The following is a 17,949-nucleotide window of genomic DNA, read 5'->3' as shown; positions in this document are numbered from 1 at the left end:
TGCCGCAAACTGAAATACCTGAGTAACTCTGATTGAACACCTAATTAATGGAATTGATATAAGATCGGCTTACTTGAAACTATTACCCGTTTGCATCGTAGCTAGAACACAACGCGCAGTAGACAAAGATTTTAACTCGTTGTAGTTTGAGGTCAGCCATTTTCTGTTAATTGATTAATCTTATGGCGGCCTATAATGATAGGTTGAGATCGTATTGATAAAGCTAGTAGACACAGAATCAATAAATTAGAGACATAAAAAAACCCCGTTCAATTAAGAACAGGGCTTTCAAATAATGGTACCGGTGGTCGGACTTGAACCGACACGACTTTCGTCAACGGATTTTGAATCCGTCGTGTATACCAATTTCACCACACCGGCAAAGACTTATTAAGCTATATTTAACTTTGCAAAGTAATCTGATTTAGCCAAATATCTTTGCAAACGTATAGTACAATTACTTAATTTACATTGTCACAATTAAGTGGTGGCGATTATACCTTTGCATGTAATAATCGCAAGCCCTTTACCTATTCTTTTCTTTAAAAAACACTCAATTGCTCAAAAGTTATTCATAGGAACGAATTAAAGTAGGGTAAAGACTTTTTGTGAGCTAATAGACAATTTTACAGAAAGATAACATTACCAAGGCCGAAAATTGATCGAGATCAGTATTGCCCCCTAAATACCCATTTACTATGACCTCGGTTTTACAATAACAGAGGATATACATCATGGCATTTTGGTTAGATTTAATGTTTGGAAATCCAATCGGTTTACTGTCCATGATCGTTATTTTCAGCACGATAGGTATTATGTCTTACTTATCGTGGATGTTTATTGTGAAATCTGCACCTACTAAGTGAGTCTCTTATTAGGCCAAGTTATTTTACTGCTTATTATTCATAGTTAATATGAAAACTTCCTTGCGAAATATACAAAGGCGACTAAACACTACGGTGTTTTTATAGCCAGATTTGGGGGGCTACTTTATTTGCCCCCAATTTTTTATTCACATCAACTTAAATTCAAAATACAGCTAAAAATACTGCTAAGGGTGACTAATCGCACCTTATACACCGCTATATTGCATGCTTACGCGATTGAACCAATCCATTAATAAAATGTGGTCGCGTCTTTATCAGATAACTCATTTCTTCTGCACTCGGCTCACCTGCTGGTAAACGTAATACATCACGATTTAAATAATTACGTGCTTGCATGGAGATTTTGTATTCCGCTGTTGGTCCTTGTATAGCATAGTGACGCTCATTACCTAGCATTTCTAGGATGCTTGTCTGGACTAAATTCTTAACCGCTAATTCGTTTTGTGGCAGCGTTAGTATTGTTTGCCCTTGCAAAAAGAATTCTCGTAGCAAGGCTCTTTCAGCAGGATCAAGCAACTTCACTTTGGCTTCAATGGTTTCTACGGTACGTTTTTGACGTAAATAAATGATGGATTCATCGACAACAAAGGCGATAATTTGGCTTAAAAAATATGCCACACCAATAATTAACCCTAAGCCAATAAACTGACTGTATTGATTAACAAGTTGGTCTAACGATAAAACCGCCAATAAATGTTTGGGCACAAAGAGCAAACTTGTACATGTTACTACAATCCACGACATTACACTTACAAACAAGTGTTTTCTATTCAATAACTTGATAGATCTAATTTTCATTTTCATTATAACTTACCCGCAGTGTCAGATTTTTGAACCTACTACGATAAAGCAATATATATGCCAGAAAAATAATAGATACATCCAACTTTATTGATGTTCATTCCTCTTTATCGGGTTTATCTGACTACGCCTGCACGTAAAAGTATTCCGTTGGAAATAAAGTCATATATTTAACATCTGTACTAAGGGTATTTAAGCCGACTTAGCGGCTAATTTGGTCAGCACACGACTGACCGCAACAAAAGCAAATGTGCCTGTAACCATTGTTATTGCACCAAAACCAGAAGCACAGTCCATCCGCATGCTACCTTCTGCCGTAGCTTTGGTGTTGCATACACTGCCGTCTGCTTGTGGATATACTAGATGTTGACTCGAAAACACCGCATCTACAGCAAAGCGACGTTGGAGGTTTTTGGTAAAATGATAATCACGACGAAGTATATTGCGCACTTTAGCCAATAAAGGATCTTGGACCGTTTTCGCTAAGTCAGTAACTTGAATTAAGGTTGGATCAGTTTGCCCACCAGCACCACCAATTGTCACTAATGGGATTTTATTGCGTTTACACCAAGCGATTAATCCCGCTTTAGGCTTTACGGCATCAATACAGTCAATCACATAATCGATGTTGCCGTCTTGTGAGACTGGCTTAAAATACTCAGCAAGATTATCTAAGGTAATAAAGTCTTCAATTTCATTAACTATGCATTCTGGATTTATGTCACGAATACGATTTGCCATAACTTCAACCTTCGACTGACCAATGGTTGAGGTTAATGCATGGATTTGACGATTGGTATTAGTGACACAGATATCATCTAAATCAATGAGGGTGATTTGACCAATACCACTTCGCGCTAACGCTTCAGCAGCCCAAGTACCGACACCACCAATACCAACAACAACAACATGAGCTTTAGAAAATGTCGTCAATGCAGCTTGACCATATAAACGGCCGATACCAGCAAAACGATGAGTATAAGATTCTGACAACATTTGGTTACGCCCTAGATTAACAACTATTTTCGCGGCCAATTTTATACGATTTATCACCAAAGCTAAATGCTTGTCACAACAGGTTTTATATGAATCTTGTTATTGTTAGTTTTAACTCAATGAGCTGCACCAAATCATCACAGTTTTTGATTAGATTGATATTGATATTAATATTGATAATAAAACATTTATTGTCACAATAATCTCAAGCAAAATTCATTTATCAAAAAACGTTCCAAATATGTACAATTTACGGCTTAATTAGACTAAAGATATGTAATTAATCATAAAAAATTCACAAAAGTTAAATTAACATGCGCTAAAATAGTGCGATATAACTCACTTAGAGATAGGAAGCTTATTTAAAGCAAAATAGGAACCCCCCTAAAGAGGTATATGCAACCCACATTGTCTCTTAATTATACAAATGGTCGCTGTTATCACAGATTTAAATACAAATTTCTAAGTAGGGCCAATTTATTTGATCTAGGCCACACTTTGAAGGTGCCAAATCTGTGAAAATCTGCACCAGATTGTTGCAGAATTTAATCTGCAATCAACTTCACTAACTAAAACCATGAAAAATGGAATATAGAACATAACGTTCTAGGGAGCATGAAAGATGAAAAAGACATTAATCTCTGCATCGGTAGCATCTGTACTTACATTAGTTTCTTTCGCTACACTTGCTGAAGGCCCAAGTTTCTATGGTCGTTTAGATTTATCAGTAACTAACTCTGATGAAGGCACTACGACTCAAAACGGTAAAGACGGTACTGTATTAGAAAACAACTTTTCTAACTTAGGTGTGAAAGGTAGTGAAAAAATCAGCAACGGTATTGAGCTTTTATACCAAATGGAATTCCAAGTTGAAAACACTACTCAAACTAAAGATAAGAGTGGCGATGATGTGGTATTTAAAGCACGTAACACATTCTTAGGTTTGAAATCTGATATTGGTACAGTGTTAGTGGGTCGTAATGACACTGTATTTAAACAAACCGAAGGTGGCGTTGATTTATTTGGTAACTCAAATGCCGATATGGACCGTTTAGTTGATGACCAAGACCGTGTTGCTGATGGTGTTTGGTACTACTCTCCTATGATTGGTGGTTTAGTGACATTAAATGCGACTTATTTAATGGATGACAACTACGAAGGTTCTGATGAAGACCAATATGCATTAAGTGCAACTATTGGTGATAAAAAATTCAAAGCACACAACTACTACTTAGCTGCTGGCTACAACACCATTAATGGAACAGATTCTTACCGTGGTGTTGCACAAGCTAAATTTGGTGACTTTAAAGTAGGTGGTTTATTCCAAAATACTGAAAGCCAAACAACTGACCAAGAAGGTGATTCTTTCTTCGTTAACGTATCTTACAACCTAAATGGCGTAAATTTAAAAGCTGAATATGGTCAAGATGATGCAGGTTTTGGTAAATACTTCACAAATAGCGTAGACACTATTGGTACTGACATTAATGTTACCCAAATTACTGTAGGTGCTGATTACCGTGTATCTAAGTCAACATTAGTTTATGGCCACTATGCTATGTATGAAGGCGACCATAAAGTTGAGTTAGCAAAAATTGATTTAGAAGATGACAACATCTTCACTGTTGGCGTACGTTACGACTTCTAATCATTTAGGTATAAGCTTCAGCTTAACACCTTAAATGAATAAAAAATGCCAGTCTTTATAGACTGGCATTTTTGTATTTATCATTTTTTTGTTATTGTTATTACTATCATCAATTTGAATATGTTGGCTCAATACTGCTTAAGCAATGACTTGATTAAACACTTCAACATGATGTGATTCAACTAACTCAGGCATCACATTATGAAAATAGTGTTCAATGGCATCTTTGGCACAATGTTGATCAAAAGCAGCCCTATCAACAAACTTTTCTACAAAGGCAACTTTATTATCATCTTCAATACTGACATTTAATTCATAACGAATGCAGCCAGGTTCGCGATGGGTGTCGGGGAGCAAACTCGCCAATGCTGCCACTAAGGCATCACGCTTGCCCGCCTTTGCCACAAATTGGGCCACACAAACAATCTGTTGGGTGTTAATGGTGTAATCTGACATTATTTTTCCTTAAATGGTCAACCTCAATACATATCAATAAGTAATCGACTCAGAGTATAAGATCTCCGCTGAATTAGGTCTTACCGATGCACATTAGTTATTATAAATTAATAACATATCAAGATGCTCAATACCGTCTTCAAGGTATACATCTGAATTGACAACAAAACCAAGTTGTTGATAAAACTGGCGCAAATAATCTTGCGCCCCAATTTGGATATGGTCTTCAGGCCAGCGATGTTTAGCAATAGCTATTGCTCGTTGCATTAATTGATTTGCAACCCCCTGACCTCGCGCAGATTTAGCAACAGCAACACGGCCAATACTCGCTTGAGGGTAACTCATATCGGGTGCTAACACGCGGCTATAAGCCTCTATACTGCCTAGTTCATTCACCCCCAATATGTGCCTTGTTTGCAGGTGCTTATCTTTGCCATCTAATTCAGGATACGGACAATTCTGCTCCACCACAAAAACCTCGACTCGTAATTGTAATAACCCGTAAAGCTGTTCAAGCGTCAATTCAGAAAAACCAACGTCTAACCATTGTAATATCATCAAAAACCTTATTTATATCTCCCAGACTTAGGGCATATTAACATGATTAATCCACTTCATTTAGTTCATCAGATGGGCTTTTTTCAGGTGATTTTCGGATAAATAAAACCGCGATGACAGCAGTAAAAAGAAAACACGCCATGATAAAAAATACATCATTGTAGGCTTGAATATACGCTTGCTGTGACATATTTTTAGCAAGCAAGGCATAAGCTTGAGAATTAGCACTGACTGCATCAGAACCCGCAATTTGCAATAGGGAACTGGTATGCTCTATATAGTTATAGGCTTGTGCGCTAACGGCGGGCAACGTTTCTTTAATATGTGCCAAATGTCCCCGAGCCAAGTTGTCTGTAAGGGTTGCCACCATAGCAATACCAAACGCCCCTCCTAAGTTACGCATGACATTTAATACCGTCGAAGCAGAGGCATTTTCGTGCGGTTTAAGGTGCATAGTTGCTAAAATACCAATAGGAACCAAAATAAACGGTTGTCCTAAAGCACGCACAATTTGCGACGCAATCATTTGATCACCCGCGTAATCAATAGTCATATGGCTATTCATATAATAGCTCGTCGCAAATAACGCAAAACCAAGCGCTGCAAGATAGCGCGGATCAAATTTTTGCATTAACTTTGGCACAAAGGGCAATACCAATAATTGTGGAAATCCCATCCACATAATCACCTTACCAATTTCTAACGGGGTATAATCATGAATTTGGGATAAGTACAGTGGGATCATGTAAATAGCACCAAATAGAGCCATACCCAATAAAAAGTAAGCCACTGTGGACAACGCAAAGTCGCGCTGAGCAAGCAAACGGATATTCACTAATGGCTGCGCTTTACGTAACTGGATCCAAATAAATAAACTGATATTAATCGCGGCAATTATGGCGAGATTGCGAATAAGATCAGACCCAAACCAATCCTTACGATTGCCCTCTTCTAACACGACTTCTAAACAGCCCATGCCCAATGCCATGGTGACAATGCCAGAGTAATCGGCATCTCTTAACTTATCCCAAATAATCGATTGGCGCTCTAAACCATAAGCCAACATCGCCATCACTAATAAACCTGGCGGAACATTGATGTAGAATAAATAATGCCAGCTAAATTGTTCGGTAAGCCAGCCTCCTAATGTTGGGCCAATAGACGGTGCAAATGTGGCCGTCACCCCAAACAACGCCATCCCCATGGCGCGCTTATTGTCAGGTAAAAACTCAAGGATCAGTCTAAATGCCAATGGAATTAATGCCCCGCCAAAGAACCCTTGCAAAGCCCGAAAAGCGATCATCGATTCAAGGTTCCAGGACATTGAACATAATACCGATGCGACAATAAAAGCTGCTGTGGTCCACAGTAAATAACGACGAGTAGATAATCCTGTACTCAACCAACCTGAGAGCGGGATAGCGATCATTTCAGCCACTAAATAAGCCGTGGCAATCCAACTACTTTCTTCTAGCGTCGCCCCCAAGCTGCCCTGAATCTCTTTCATCGACGCGTTGGTGATTTGAATATCCAAAATAGCCATAAACGCACCAATTAATCCACCAATAACCGCTACCCAAGATCGAAAACTTCCCCGCTGATAACCTGTCGGTTTGTTATCTAAGGTATTATTAGGATGAACTTCAGAAGTATTTACCTCTGCAGCTGACTGGCTCATATTTAGTGTCCTGCTGTCACAGGTGCTTGCAGGCCAACTGATGACTTAGCTAGTACGTGTGATTGGGTCGCAGATTCAGTATCAACTTTAACCACGGCACTTAATCCAGGCAAAATACGCCCAACAGTTGATAATGGTTGATCGCGCTCAAGACGAATACGGACCGGAATACGCTGAACAATTTTAGTGAAATTACCGGTAGCATTCTCAGTGGGTAACAAACTAAATTTAGAACCTGACGCAGGTGCTAAACTGTCAATAAAACCATTAAAAACATCATCAGGATAAGCATCTAAACTGACTTTCACATGTTGACCAGGTTGCATATGCTCTATTTGAGTTTCTTTAAAGTTAGCCGTTATCCACACTTGTGAGTCTGGTACTAAACTGAACAGGGCTTGTCCTGGCTGTACATATTGGCCCACTAAGGCACCACGTTTACCAATAATGCCGGAAAATGGTGCCGTAATACGTGTATCAGCTAACTGAATATTAGCCAGCTCTACACTGGCTTGGGCTTGATCAACATCAGCATGAACTTCCAACAACTGGGCATTAAATACCGACAATTCACGCTGCTTCGCCACAAGTGCAGCTTGCGCTTCGTCTACATGAGCAGAAGCCGAGTCAAAGTTGGCTTGCAGTTGATCAACATCATTTTGCGAGCTGTAATTACTGGCTTTTAGTTTTTGTGAACGAGCAAGTTGCTGTTTGGCAATTAATTGTTCAGACTGAGATGCCACAACAGCTGCCTTAGCTTGGTTAATTAATGCTTGTTGCAAATCAACTTTAGCTGCCAGAGTTTGTAAGTTAGCTTTCGAGCTGGCTAGCACCGCTTGGCTTTGTGCTAGCTTGGTGACAAACTGGCTGTCTTCCAGCTGTGCTAATAATTCACCTGCATTGACATGCTGATTATCAACCACAGTAGACTGCACAATATAGCCTGGTACTTTGACACTAATGTTAGAAATGTCTGTCTCGACATAGGCGTTATCCGTTGACTCGATATAACGAACTTGTGACCACCAATAAACGCCTGCAACAACTAACGCTAAAATAATACTTGGTACTAACACTAACCGCTTATTGATAGACATGTTTGACTCCTAATTTATTCTGCTCTAGTTTACTACTGTTTCCTCTATTTTATTAGATAGTAAAAATTCAACCTACTGTTCCACAGGTGTAACAATATGGATCTCAATCGTGTTCAAATATTCTCGCAAGTTGTAGAGCAAGGCAGCTTTACTGGTGCAGCTAAAGCACTTGGGATAACCAAAGCGACGGTAAGCCGTAAGGTGGCAGACTTAGAAGCCGATGCAGGTGTACAGTTGTTGTTTAGAACGACAAGGGCGTTAAAGCTCACTGAAGCTGGGTCGAGTTATTACCATCGCATCAATAAAATTTTGCAAGATTTACAAAATGCTCAAGATCTTCTCAGTGCTAGCCAACAAGACATTAAAGGCAATTTAAAAGTGATTTGTCCTATCGAGTTAGGCCAATTATTTTTAGGTCGTATTTTTGCTCGGTTTCTGGCGGCTTACCCCAACATTACCATTGATGCTGAACTGACAAATCGAAAGGTAGATGTAATTGAAGAAGGGGTCGATTTTCTGTTTCAAATTACTGAGCAACAAGACTCAAGGTTGCAAAGTTATTCACTTGTTACGGCCAGTCGAGTATTGATGGCAAGCCCGAATTACCTACAGAAACATGGCACGCCATTGGTTCCACAAGATTTAATACACCACACAGCAATAAAATTACAATCCGCCCATATTGATGGCGGTTGGCGTATTTTTGATGGAACTCATTGGCTTGACCTTGATCCGCCCGCACAGCTTAAAGTCAATAATGTCACTTTTGCCAGAGAAGCCGCTAGTGAAGGATTAGGCATTACGGCCGTACCCGTTTTTATTGCACAAGAAGCCATAGCTAATCAACAACTAGTGCCAATTTTGGAAGACTTCCCAATGATGCAAACTAAAGTAACATTGAGTTTTCCTCAACGAGTATATTTACCTAGAAAATACCGCGTTTTTGTAGAGTTTTTATATGCTGCATTGTTTGATCGTTGGAATGAAGGAGTGCTTGAGGTTCCAGATTTTGTAACTCGCAAATCTCATAATTAAAAAAACGTTTTTAAGCATAAAATAATCTATAGGATATATAGATATTTTTAACTAACTAGGTGCTATTATCAAATGTGTCGGGTGATCAATGTTCATCTTCTGGATAGGTTATTTCACCCCAGTATTCGCAATATCAATGATAAGTTTGGTTCAATAAATTGTTCAAATTCTAAGTGAGTATCAGGTGAGTGATTAATAAGCACATTTGGTACTGATAACAAGAATTTCATTAAGTTAGTTACGCATTATGCATACTAGGAGTCATACAAATGAGCAAAGAACGTAATAATTCAAAAGAAGCGAAGAAGAAACCGGCAATGTCTTTAAAAGAGAAACGTGCAGCCAAGCACGCTAAACATGTTCCTGAAAATATTGCTAGTAATATCAAGTAGTTCATAAATAGTTTTTATAAAGATATTTATTTATAAAAAGCTTCATTTACACATTATAGCAACATAAAAATACCGAGCATTTGCTCGGTATTTTTGTTCGTACACCATTCAACAGTGATTAATTAACCAATATTAAAACTTGTACTTCACACCTACTTTAAGTTGCCAAGCAGACTGATTGATATCATAAGTGTTGTGATTACTGGTTTCGATACCATCTTGACCATAGGGTACTGAATATGTATAAACACCAGTATCAGCATTATAGTCATGATCAACCAATTTAGCCGTATTGTAGCTTTGGTATTCAACCACGCCCCAATCATCATTCACTAGGTTAAGCACATTTTTGATATCAAAGTATAAAATACCTTTATGCTCATCAGTAAACCCTGGTAATTCTTGAGTAAAACGGAAGTCCAACTGGTGGATCCATGGTTGGTTGTCAGTACCTTTGGGAGCAATACTTCCTGCATATTCACTTAAACCAATTTCATCAATGGCCGCTTTAAATTCCTCATAAGTCAATCCACCAGCATACTCGACATTGGCATCATCAGCCCCTGTTGGAATATAAGGTAAGTAATATGATGAACTAGAAAAATAGCTTTGGTCACCTAAATTACCATCACGATATGAACCTAGTGCCCATGTTACTGGACTACCTTCTCTCGCCTCATAGAATAAATTAAAGCTTGAGTTGTAACCTGCTACAAATTCCACGTCATAACCTAAGCTGAACGTGAAACGATGTGGTGTTTCATAATACCCAGTTCCCATGGTTGTGCCATTACGATCGTATTGCACTGGAGTATATTGGTAGTTAGATGTTGCTGTAGAAGATGAACCTTGGTTGCCTTCTTTAACTGAGTTATAAGCATAACCAGCACGCATGCTAAGGCCCATATCCCACTCTTTAGCAATAGAGAAGCTCAATGTTTTACTTGAACCATCATCTTCAGCATTGGTTAACATTAGGTCATAACGTTCAGTATTACCGCCAGCACCATTATTAGCTAATGGGTCCCATGTTTCATACACAACACGCCCAGTACCATCAACATTGACTTCGCGACGGGCTAAGTCAACCCACGCTAAGTCATTTTCTTTTTGGATATATAAAAATTCACCGCCTACAAACCAATCATCACCTAAGGCACCTAAATCCCACGTACTGTCAAAACCAATACTTGCACGCCAATCAGAAGGTAATTCAAAGTTAGGATCAATAGCATTGACGTTACCATCACCACCCACTAAACCCGTTTGAGCCTCAGTTGGAACATTAGCAAAATCAGGCGTTCCCCAAGTGTCATTCCAACCTTCGTTATAACTTAATAAGCTATTGCCATCATTTGAAAAACTATTTGAAATCCATACTGACGGAGAACCACCACTGTATCGACCCACACCACCGTATAAGGTCACATCATCGCTTAATAAATATTTAAGTCCCACACGCGGTAACCAAATATCTTGGCCATCTAAGGTTTCGTTGTTAGAAAATCCATATCGACTAACAAAATTATCATTTAACGTAGGTGCGTCAGACATACTAATTGTTTCATAACGCATGCCGAACGTAAGCTCTAAATCTTCAGTAATATCCCATGAATCTTCAACAAACAACGCTAAAGTGTCCATGTTATAACTAGCACTTAAATCATTCACATTAGCAGAAATGGCATTTTGATAATTAAAATCACCTACCGCGCCATTTTCAAAGTCGTCAATAGAATCAAACTCCCAAGTACCTAGTACATCTTGAGCAAACAAGTTAAATACTTCAACGCTATTATATTGCACACCAAAGCCAATATCATGGTCACCTAAATAGTAGTCACCTACAAAACGTAGCTCAAGATTTTGATTATTTAATTCATTTGCTTGGCGAGATCTATCGGTGCCAAAAATTATGTTGTCACCTGAATCTTCGTAGGTTTGCACTGTCACCATACCAATGCCTAAATCATCAATTGTTTTCGATTTAGTGGTCGTATCTTTGTAAGCAATTTTGATTTCTGTACTAAAATCGTCAGTCCAATCGCTGTATAAATTTGCTGCGTAAGTCTCTAAGGTTTCTTCTTTGTCATACCAAGTACTTGATAATTTTAATGACGAATCACTCGATGACATGTTGTTAGTTAAATTACCTATGGTCGATTGGTAAGTAAAACTGGCACGATGTTGGTCATTAATGTTCCAATCTATTTTAGCTAAGATCTTTTCATCTTTTTCTTGTGGTGAGGTGGTATAACCGCCAATGCTTTCAAGACCATAAACAGACTGAGCGATTTGTTGAACCTGAGTAAGTTCTTCTGACGTTATATCTGACTCATTGGCAAAACCGCCGCCTTGTGGTCCCCATTCTGCCGACTTTGGCGCATCAAAATTCTCATATGAACCAAAGAAAAATAACGTATCTTTAATTAAAGGAAAGCCAACTGTTCCGCCAAATGTGGTTTCTTCAAAATCTTGGGTTAATGATTCGCCAGTGTCTTGATCTTTACCATCACCCGCCATGCTGTCATTGGTAGTTTCCCAAAAAACGGTACCGGATAAATCATTGGTACCCGACTTAGTTACCGCATTAATTTGTGCACCGGTAAAACCACCACTGCGAGCAGAATAAGGTGATACATTAAGCGCAACACTCTCTACTGCATCAATAGAAATAGGTGAACGCTGAGTTGGATAGCCATTTGAATTAAGTCCAAAATCATCGTTTTGAGAAATACCATCTACAACAAAAGTGTTAAACCGTGGGTTCATGCCCGCCACGCTCATTGAAATACCATCTGTACCCACAACCGCCATTGGGTTTTGGCGCAACACATCTTTTAAATCACGGTTAATACCAGGCGCGTTAGCGATATCTTGCTCACCAAAATCACTGTTACCGCCAGCGCTGCGGTGAAAAATTGCACTGCCAACGACGCCAACACGTTCCATATTGGTCACATTTTCTAGCGTCCGGTTAAAACGGAATGTTTCGCCCAATCCAAGGTATACATTACCCTCCTCGGTATCTGCAAATGCATCAGAGTCGACTTTAATAATGTAAGGACCGCCAACACGTAATCCTCGAGCGGTAAATTGACCCGAAGCACTTACTGGCACTTCAGTAACTGTGCCTGTTGGTTGGTGGATAATAGTAATTTTTGCATCGGTAACGGCATTGCCCGCAGGCCCAACAATATGACCTCGGATATCAGATGCGGTATCAGCCGCCATTGCTGGTAAAGCAATTCCCATAGCAAAACATGTCGCTAGCGCGAGACGACTCATCTTATGATTAAACAACATTTCAGACCCCTGAATATTTTAGTGTTTAGTTACCCTTTTATCGGGCTTAGTAAATCAATAGAGCAAAAACTTCAGGGCGAAGCTTAGAGAGAATATGTTGCATTTTAATGTCATTTTTAAACGAAGTAAGTAACAGTAAAACAACCTTGGAGTAACACATAAATGTCATATAGTTGCTATATAGTCGCGACTTAAGTCTGTGTCACGGAACAAAAATCATTTTGTAAGCTGGCACATTAAAGACGCAGCTTTTGCCTTGAAACAACAATGAATTGGGAAGTTTTATGAAATCGTCTGTTTTACTGAATAACATGTTACTGCTTGCTGGCAGTGTATTTATCAGCCTAACACTCAGCACTCCAGCTGAAGCATTTGGTCAATTAGGCCATAGAATTGTGGGCCAAATCGCTCAAGACAATTTAATCCCAAAAGCCCAACAGAGAATAAACCAACTAACTGATGGCGAAAGCTTAGCGCAGATATCGACTTGGGCAGATGAAATTCGCTCCGATAAGACTTGGGATCGTGCCGCGCCATGGCATTATATTTCAATTGAAGACGACGAGACTTGGCAAAGCGTCAAACGCAATCCTGATGGCGATATCATCGAAAGTTTGCAGCGTTTTGAAAAAGTATTAAAAAACCCTAAAGCAAGTCAGCAAGATAAGTGGCAAGCATTAGCATTTTACGTCCACTTTGTTGGTGATATTCACCAACCTCTTCATGTTGGCCACAGCCATGATAAAGGTGGAAATACAATAAAAATCAAATGGTTTGGTGATGACACTAATCTACATACTGTGTGGGACAGCAAACTAATTGAACAGCAACAATTAAGTTACACAGAATACAGCCATTTTTTAAACCGCATTACAGATAAACAACGCATTTTGTGGGTAGGGAAAAGCTATTTTCAATGGGCTGATGAGTCTAAACAACTAAGAGAAAATACCTACCAATTAGAAAAGAATTATCAAGGCGAAGATGACTTACGTTTTCACTATGTATTTATTAATACGCCGATTATCGAACAACGTTTACAGCAGGCAGGCATCAGATTAGCAGAAAAACTTAACGCGATTTTTGGCTAGACAAGGTTTGGTAAGGCTATATTATCGTTAGAGAATAATAACTCAACAAAAAAGCCAGTGAGGTTTATCACTGGCTTTTTTGTTGGTGAGCACATATTGGTTAATCTATTTTGACTCATTCATTATGAGCAACAACTTTTTTCTTTATTACCTTTTGGGATCATGTCCCACAAGACTTTGGCCATTAACACAGCAAGCACGATGCCAGAAACGGCCACTACACCAGCTGGCAATAAAGCATGTTCTTCACCTATTTGCGGCATGACTTCAAAACCAAACGTGTCGACTAAGTAATTGACCAACACACCAAACACCAGTGACACCCCAATCACGCCCCCTAAATAGCCATACAATGCGCGTTTACCTAATTCTTTAGTTACCACGCCTAAGGTGGCAATATTGGTCGCGGGCCCTGCCATCATAAAGACTAATACCGCACCAGGCGACACACCTGCTAATAGCAAACCAGCAGCAATAGGCGTTGAGGCAGTAGCGCAGATATACATAGGAATCGACACTAATACCATCACTAACATCGCCAAAATACCATCGCCCCATTTAACCAAAAAGTCAGTTGGCACATACGTTTGTACTAGTGCAGCAAAAAATAGTCCCACTAATAACCACAACGTTGTGTCTCTAACCAAATCGGTGGCTGCATAATGTAAGCCAGATAATACTCGACTAAACACGCTGTTGTGCTTCAGTTCTGTTGCCAAATCTTGAGTTGAAGCGCAGCAACTGGCTTCGTCATTACTTTCGCTCGGTGCATGGCTTACCACTTTAGCGGCACAACAGCTACTTGTGGGTGCCACTTCAGCTTGTGAGTCGGTTTTGCTACTGCAACACGCTGAAGGTGTAGATTCAATAGGTTTATCAGTTGCTTTGCTGCTACAACAGCTACTCTGTTTCGCTTCTAAAACATTGCCAGTTAGCGAACTCGCTGGCGCCATTGGGCTCAACACCGATTCATGCTTAACTGCTTCTGGTTTAATCGCAGTCATTTTTACGCTAGCATTTTGCATGTTGCTAGTGGCTGTTTTACATGTTGATTTTATTTCAGAGCCGCTATCAGAGCTAGTAGTTGATTTGGACCCACAGCATGATGAAACCGGTTTGGCACTCGTTGTTGAATCATTTGCCGTTTGTGCTTTAACAGATGTTGACGCAGGAATACCATCATCGTCATCACGCCCCACCAATAAACCCGCTACTATGGCACTGGTAATAGCTGCAATAGGTCGCACTATGGCCATAAAAGGTCCAAGTAATACATACGACACAGTAATTGAATCAACTCCCGTTTCTGGTGTCGACACTAAAAACGAAGTCGTTGCCGCTTTTGAAGCTCCAGCGCGACGCAAACCTACTGCGGCTGGAATAACGCCACACGAGCATAAAGGTAAAGGTGCGCCTAATAATGCAGCTTTCACTACGGTTTTCATTCCATGCCCACCAAGTTGCTTTTGCATCCATGCCATAGGCACAAACACTTTAAGCAACCCAGCTAGCACCAAACCCAGTAATAACCATGGTGCGGATTCTAAAAATAAGTGCATAAAATTGGTCAATAACATAATTAGTCCTTATGACCTGATGAGGCAAAATGATGATGTTCTTTTTTGGCAATAATATGCTTATCTGACGACTCTAACGCTTCGAGTATTGAGCAATGCTCAGCACTATCAGGGCCGCCACAACAGGTATTCGATAAACTTTTCAGCGAAGTCGCAAAATGTTGCAACTCAGCTAATTTGGCTTCTACTTGCTCAAGCTTGGTATCGACTACACCTTTTACTTCAGCGCAGGCACGGTTAGACCTATCAACTTCAATAGACAATAACTCGGTAATATCGTTAAGTGAAAAACCGACAGCCTTGGCACGTAATATAAATTTAAGTCGTTCAGAATCGCTGTGGTTATACAATCGATATCCGGCATCAGATCGGCTTGATGGCGACAGCAAACCGTGCTTTTCGTAAAACCGTAATGTGTCAGCCTTAATGTCGTACAAGGCAGACAGTTCACCTATTCGGTACATATTTCAACCTCAGATAGAGATAAATTTTAGCATTAGGTACTCCAAATTATACATAAGTATAAACCTTAGAGTTACATCCAAGGTCAAGGGTTGTTCAACGATTATCTTTATGTATCTTTGTTCTTATTTCAATATTGTGAAATCACACAGAAAAAACACCCAATAGAAGCGGTTTACGATAAAATACGCCCGCCAGAATCACAATGCAATCAGTCTAGAAGGTGTTAAACAATCAAAACACACCATGAGGGACTTTGGTAAAGCGGATTTTTGATGACTCTGTTTTACGAAAGATCCTTAAAATCTAACTAGTGGACCCTGTACCTACATGAATAATGTCAGACCAATTCGTCGCGCGCTATTAAGCGTATCAGATAAAACTGGAATCCTTGAATTTGCACAAGCGCTGCATGCACAAGGTGTTGAACTCCTATCTACGGGCGGTACTGCAAAATTACTTGCAGACAATAACATCCCGGTAATTGAGGTTTCTGACTACACTGGTCATCCAGAAATTATGGATGGTCGTGTTAAAACCCTACATCCAAAAATCCACGGCGGCATTTTAGCCCGTCGCGGTATTGACGAAATCGTCATGGAACAAAATGCCATTAACCCAATCGATTTGGTTGCGGTTAACCTATACCCATTTGCTGAAACTGTAGCAAAACCAGGTTGCACTTTAGCGGATGCAGTCGAGAACATCGACATTGGCGGCCCTACCATGGTTCGTTCTACAGCTAAAAACCACAAAGACACCACAATTGTGGTTAATGCTAAAGACTACAGCCGCGTCATCACAGAGATGCAAGCCAACAACGGCAGCACTACACTCGCAACACGTTTTGACTTAGCCATTGCAGCCTTTGAACACACCGCTGCATATGACGGTATGATTGCTAATTATTTTGGCACCATGGTTCCTGCACACAGCACTGACGAATGTCATGATGATTCAACATTTCCACGTACTTTCAATAGTCAGTTTGTAAAAAAACAAGACTTACGTTACGGTGAAAACAGTCATCAAAAAGCGGCATTTTACGTCGACACGCAAATTGATGAAGCCTCTGTTGCCAGTGCTATTCAGCTACAAGGTAAGGCTTTGTCTTACAACAATATCGCCGATACCGATTCAGCTCTTGAATGTGTAAAAGAATTCGAAGGCCCAGCCTGCGTTATTGTTAAGCATGCCAACCCTTGTGGTGTGGCATTAGGCGCTAACTTGTTAGAAGCTTATGACCGCGCATTTAAAACTGACCCAACATCAGCATTTGGTGGCATCATCGCCTTTAACCAAGAGTTAGATGCTCAAACGGCACAAGCGATTGTTGACCGTCAGTTTGTTGAAGTCATCATTGCCCCTAAAGTCAGCCAAGCCGCACGCGATATCATTGCAGCAAAAGCTAACGTGCGTTTATTAGAATGTGGTGAATGGAACACTAAAACAACTTCACTTGACTACAAACGCGTTAACGGTGGTTTGTTAGTACAAGACCGCGATCAAGGTATGGTGAGTTTAACCGACGTTAAAGTGGTATCGAAGCGTCAACCAACCGCTGAACAATTAAAAGACTTAATGTTCTGCTGGAAAGTGGCTAAGTTTGTTAAATCTAACGCCATTGTTTACGCCAAAGATGGTATGACCATTGGTGTCGGCGCAGGCCAAATGAGCCGCGTTTATTCTGCTAAGATTGCGGGCATTAAAGCTGCCGATGAAGGCTTAGTGGTTGAAAACTCAGTAATGGCATCAGATGCGTTTTTCCCATTCCGTGATGGTATTGACGCAGCTGCAGCAGCGGGTATTAGTTGTATCATCCAACCGGGTGGTTCAATCCGCGATGAAGAAATCATCGCCGCAGCAGACGAGCACGGTATGGCCATGGTGTTTACTGGCATGCGTCACTTCCGCCACTAATAAACGCTAATATCAAATATAGGTATCGCTTATCAATCATGTTTT

15 protein-coding genes and 1 tRNA gene are annotated in these 17,949 nt (G+C 40.0%); 6 read left to right on the top strand and 10 right to left on the bottom strand.

Features of this window, described 5'->3' with window-relative positions:
- Positions 1-296: 296 nt before the first annotated feature.
- A tRNA-Leu gene (locus tag ABIS04_RS02440) sits at positions 297-381 on the bottom strand.
- A 353-nt stretch (positions 382-734) separates the two neighbouring features.
- Here ABIS04_RS02440 and ABIS04_RS02435 point away from each other — a divergent pair.
- Positions 735-866 carry a DUF3149 domain-containing protein gene (locus ABIS04_RS02435; protein ID WP_137223265.1) on the top strand — a complete coding sequence of 44 codons (132 nt, stop codon included), beginning with the start codon at positions 735-737 and terminating at the stop codon, positions 864-866.
- Between the two features lie 216 nt (positions 867-1,082).
- Here the strand turns inward: ABIS04_RS02435 and ABIS04_RS02430 are convergent, their stop codons facing one another.
- A complete protein-coding gene (locus tag ABIS04_RS02430; RefSeq protein ID WP_350433371.1) occupies positions 1,083-1,694 on the bottom strand; it encodes a superinfection exclusion B family protein in 612 nt (203 codons plus the stop codon).
- A gap of 186 nt (positions 1,695-1,880) precedes the next feature.
- Positions 1,881-2,684, bottom strand: coding sequence for a tRNA cyclic N6-threonylcarbamoyladenosine(37) synthase TcdA (tcdA, locus tag ABIS04_RS02425; RefSeq protein ID WP_371833614.1), 804 nt, complete (start codon positions 2,682-2,684; stop codon positions 1,881-1,883).
- Positions 2,685-3,306: 622 nt separating this feature from the next.
- Here tcdA and ABIS04_RS02420 point away from each other — a divergent pair.
- Positions 3,307-4,332: a porin gene (locus ABIS04_RS02420; RefSeq protein WP_350432483.1), complete on the top strand. Its 1,026-nt coding sequence runs from the start codon at positions 3,307-3,309 to the stop codon at positions 4,330-4,332.
- A 138-nt stretch (positions 4,333-4,470) separates the two neighbouring features.
- Here the strand turns inward: ABIS04_RS02420 and ABIS04_RS02415 are convergent, their stop codons facing one another.
- From ABIS04_RS02415 to ABIS04_RS02400, 4 genes are all read right to left on the bottom strand, one after another.
- Complete coding sequence (locus ABIS04_RS02415) at positions 4,471-4,788, bottom strand: antibiotic biosynthesis monooxygenase (protein WP_350432482.1); 318 nt, start codon at positions 4,786-4,788, stop codon at positions 4,471-4,473.
- A 93-nt stretch (positions 4,789-4,881) separates the two neighbouring features.
- Positions 4,882-5,346: a GNAT family N-acetyltransferase gene (locus tag ABIS04_RS02410; RefSeq protein WP_350432481.1), complete on the bottom strand. Its 465-nt coding sequence runs from the start codon at positions 5,344-5,346 to the stop codon at positions 4,882-4,884.
- A 46-nt stretch (positions 5,347-5,392) separates the two neighbouring features.
- Positions 5,393-7,024 (bottom strand): DHA2 family efflux MFS transporter permease subunit, encoded by a 1,632-nt coding sequence (locus tag ABIS04_RS02405; RefSeq protein ID WP_350432480.1) that lies wholly within the window; start codon positions 7,022-7,024, stop codon positions 5,393-5,395.
- Between the two features lie 2 nt (positions 7,025-7,026).
- The gene (locus ABIS04_RS02400; protein ID WP_350432479.1) at positions 7,027-8,121 is read right to left on the bottom strand and encodes an HlyD family secretion protein; all 1,095 of its coding nucleotides are present in this window, start codon (positions 8,119-8,121) and stop codon (positions 7,027-7,029) included.
- Between the two features lie 96 nt (positions 8,122-8,217).
- On the opposite strand from ABIS04_RS02400, the gene ABIS04_RS02395 reads away from it, so the two are divergent.
- Both ABIS04_RS02395 and ABIS04_RS02390 read left to right on the top strand, forming a co-directional pair.
- Positions 8,218-9,156, top strand: a complete 939-nt coding sequence (locus ABIS04_RS02395; RefSeq protein ID WP_350432478.1) for a LysR family transcriptional regulator — start codon at positions 8,218-8,220, stop codon at positions 9,154-9,156.
- Between the two features lie 269 nt (positions 9,157-9,425).
- Entirely contained in the window at positions 9,426-9,548 is a 123-nt protein-coding gene (locus ABIS04_RS02390) for a hypothetical protein (RefSeq protein ID WP_276611788.1), read from the top strand.
- 132 nt (positions 9,549-9,680) lie between these two features.
- Here ABIS04_RS02390 and ABIS04_RS02385 read toward each other — a convergent pair whose 3' ends face one another.
- Positions 9,681-12,854, bottom strand: a complete 3,174-nt coding sequence (locus ABIS04_RS02385; RefSeq protein WP_140233210.1) for a TonB-dependent receptor — start codon at positions 12,852-12,854, stop codon at positions 9,681-9,683.
- Between the two features lie 284 nt (positions 12,855-13,138).
- On the opposite strand from ABIS04_RS02385, the gene ABIS04_RS02380 reads away from it, so the two are divergent.
- On the top strand, positions 13,139-13,945 hold the full coding sequence (locus ABIS04_RS02380) for a S1/P1 nuclease (protein WP_350432477.1): 807 nt from the start codon (positions 13,139-13,141) through the stop codon (positions 13,943-13,945).
- A 122-nt stretch (positions 13,946-14,067) separates the two neighbouring features.
- Here ABIS04_RS02380 and ABIS04_RS02375 read toward each other — a convergent pair whose 3' ends face one another.
- Together ABIS04_RS02375 and zntR are read right to left on the bottom strand one after the other, a co-directional pair.
- Positions 14,068-15,522, bottom strand: coding sequence for a permease (locus ABIS04_RS02375; RefSeq protein ID WP_350432476.1), 1,455 nt, complete (start codon positions 15,520-15,522; stop codon positions 14,068-14,070).
- 2 nt (positions 15,523-15,524) lie between these two features.
- A complete protein-coding gene (gene zntR / locus ABIS04_RS02370; protein WP_140233207.1) occupies positions 15,525-15,986 on the bottom strand; it encodes a Zn(2+)-responsive transcriptional regulator in 462 nt (153 codons plus the stop codon).
- A 328-nt stretch (positions 15,987-16,314) separates the two neighbouring features.
- Between zntR and purH the strand changes: the two genes are divergently transcribed.
- Positions 16,315-17,904, top strand: a complete 1,590-nt coding sequence (gene purH, locus ABIS04_RS02365; RefSeq protein WP_137223291.1) for a bifunctional phosphoribosylaminoimidazolecarboxamide formyltransferase/IMP cyclohydrolase — start codon at positions 16,315-16,317, stop codon at positions 17,902-17,904.
- Positions 17,905-17,949: the final 45 nt, after the last annotated feature.

Source organism: Shewanella sp. H8, from assembly GCF_040285065.1.
Lineage (GTDB): Bacteria > Pseudomonadota > Gammaproteobacteria > Enterobacterales > Shewanellaceae > Shewanella > Shewanella polaris.
The sequence above is the reverse complement of the archived record's forward strand: the minus strand, read 5'-3'. Positions and strand labels throughout refer to the sequence as shown.

Coding starts and splice junctions, on each gene's coding strand:
- ABIS04_RS02410 (WP_350432481.1), bottom strand. CDS start 5,346: ATGATATTACAATGGTTAGACGTTGGTTTTTCTGAATTGACGCTTGAA.
- ABIS04_RS02435 (WP_137223265.1), top strand. CDS start 735: ATGGCATTTTGGTTAGATTTAATGTTTGGAAATCCAATCGGTTTACTG.
- ABIS04_RS02415 (WP_350432482.1), bottom strand. CDS start 4,788: ATGTCAGATTACACCATTAACACCCAACAGATTGTTTGTGTGGCCCAA.
- ABIS04_RS02400 (WP_350432479.1), bottom strand. CDS start 8,121: ATGTCTATCAATAAGCGGTTAGTGTTAGTACCAAGTATTATTTTAGCG.
- ABIS04_RS02405 (WP_350432480.1), bottom strand. CDS start 7,024: ATGAGCCAGTCAGCTGCAGAGGTAAATACTTCTGAAGTTCATCCTAAT.
- tcdA (WP_371833614.1), bottom strand. CDS start 2,684: ATGTTGTCAGAATCTTATACTCATCGTTTTGCTGGTATCGGCCGTTTA.
- zntR (WP_140233207.1), bottom strand. CDS start 15,986: ATGTACCGAATAGGTGAACTGTCTGCCTTGTACGACATTAAGGCTGAC.
- ABIS04_RS02395 (WP_350432478.1), top strand. CDS start 8,218: ATGGATCTCAATCGTGTTCAAATATTCTCGCAAGTTGTAGAGCAAGGC.
- ABIS04_RS02385 (WP_140233210.1), bottom strand. CDS start 12,854: ATGTTGTTTAATCATAAGATGAGTCGTCTCGCGCTAGCGACATGTTTT.
- ABIS04_RS02380 (WP_350432477.1), top strand. CDS start 13,139: ATGAAATCGTCTGTTTTACTGAATAACATGTTACTGCTTGCTGGCAGT.
- ABIS04_RS02390 (WP_276611788.1), top strand. CDS start 9,426: ATGAGCAAAGAACGTAATAATTCAAAAGAAGCGAAGAAGAAACCGGCA.
- ABIS04_RS02420 (WP_350432483.1), top strand. CDS start 3,307: ATGAAAAAGACATTAATCTCTGCATCGGTAGCATCTGTACTTACATTA.
- ABIS04_RS02375 (WP_350432476.1), bottom strand. CDS start 15,522: ATGTTATTGACCAATTTTATGCACTTATTTTTAGAATCCGCACCATGG.
- purH (WP_137223291.1), top strand. CDS start 16,315: ATGAATAATGTCAGACCAATTCGTCGCGCGCTATTAAGCGTATCAGAT.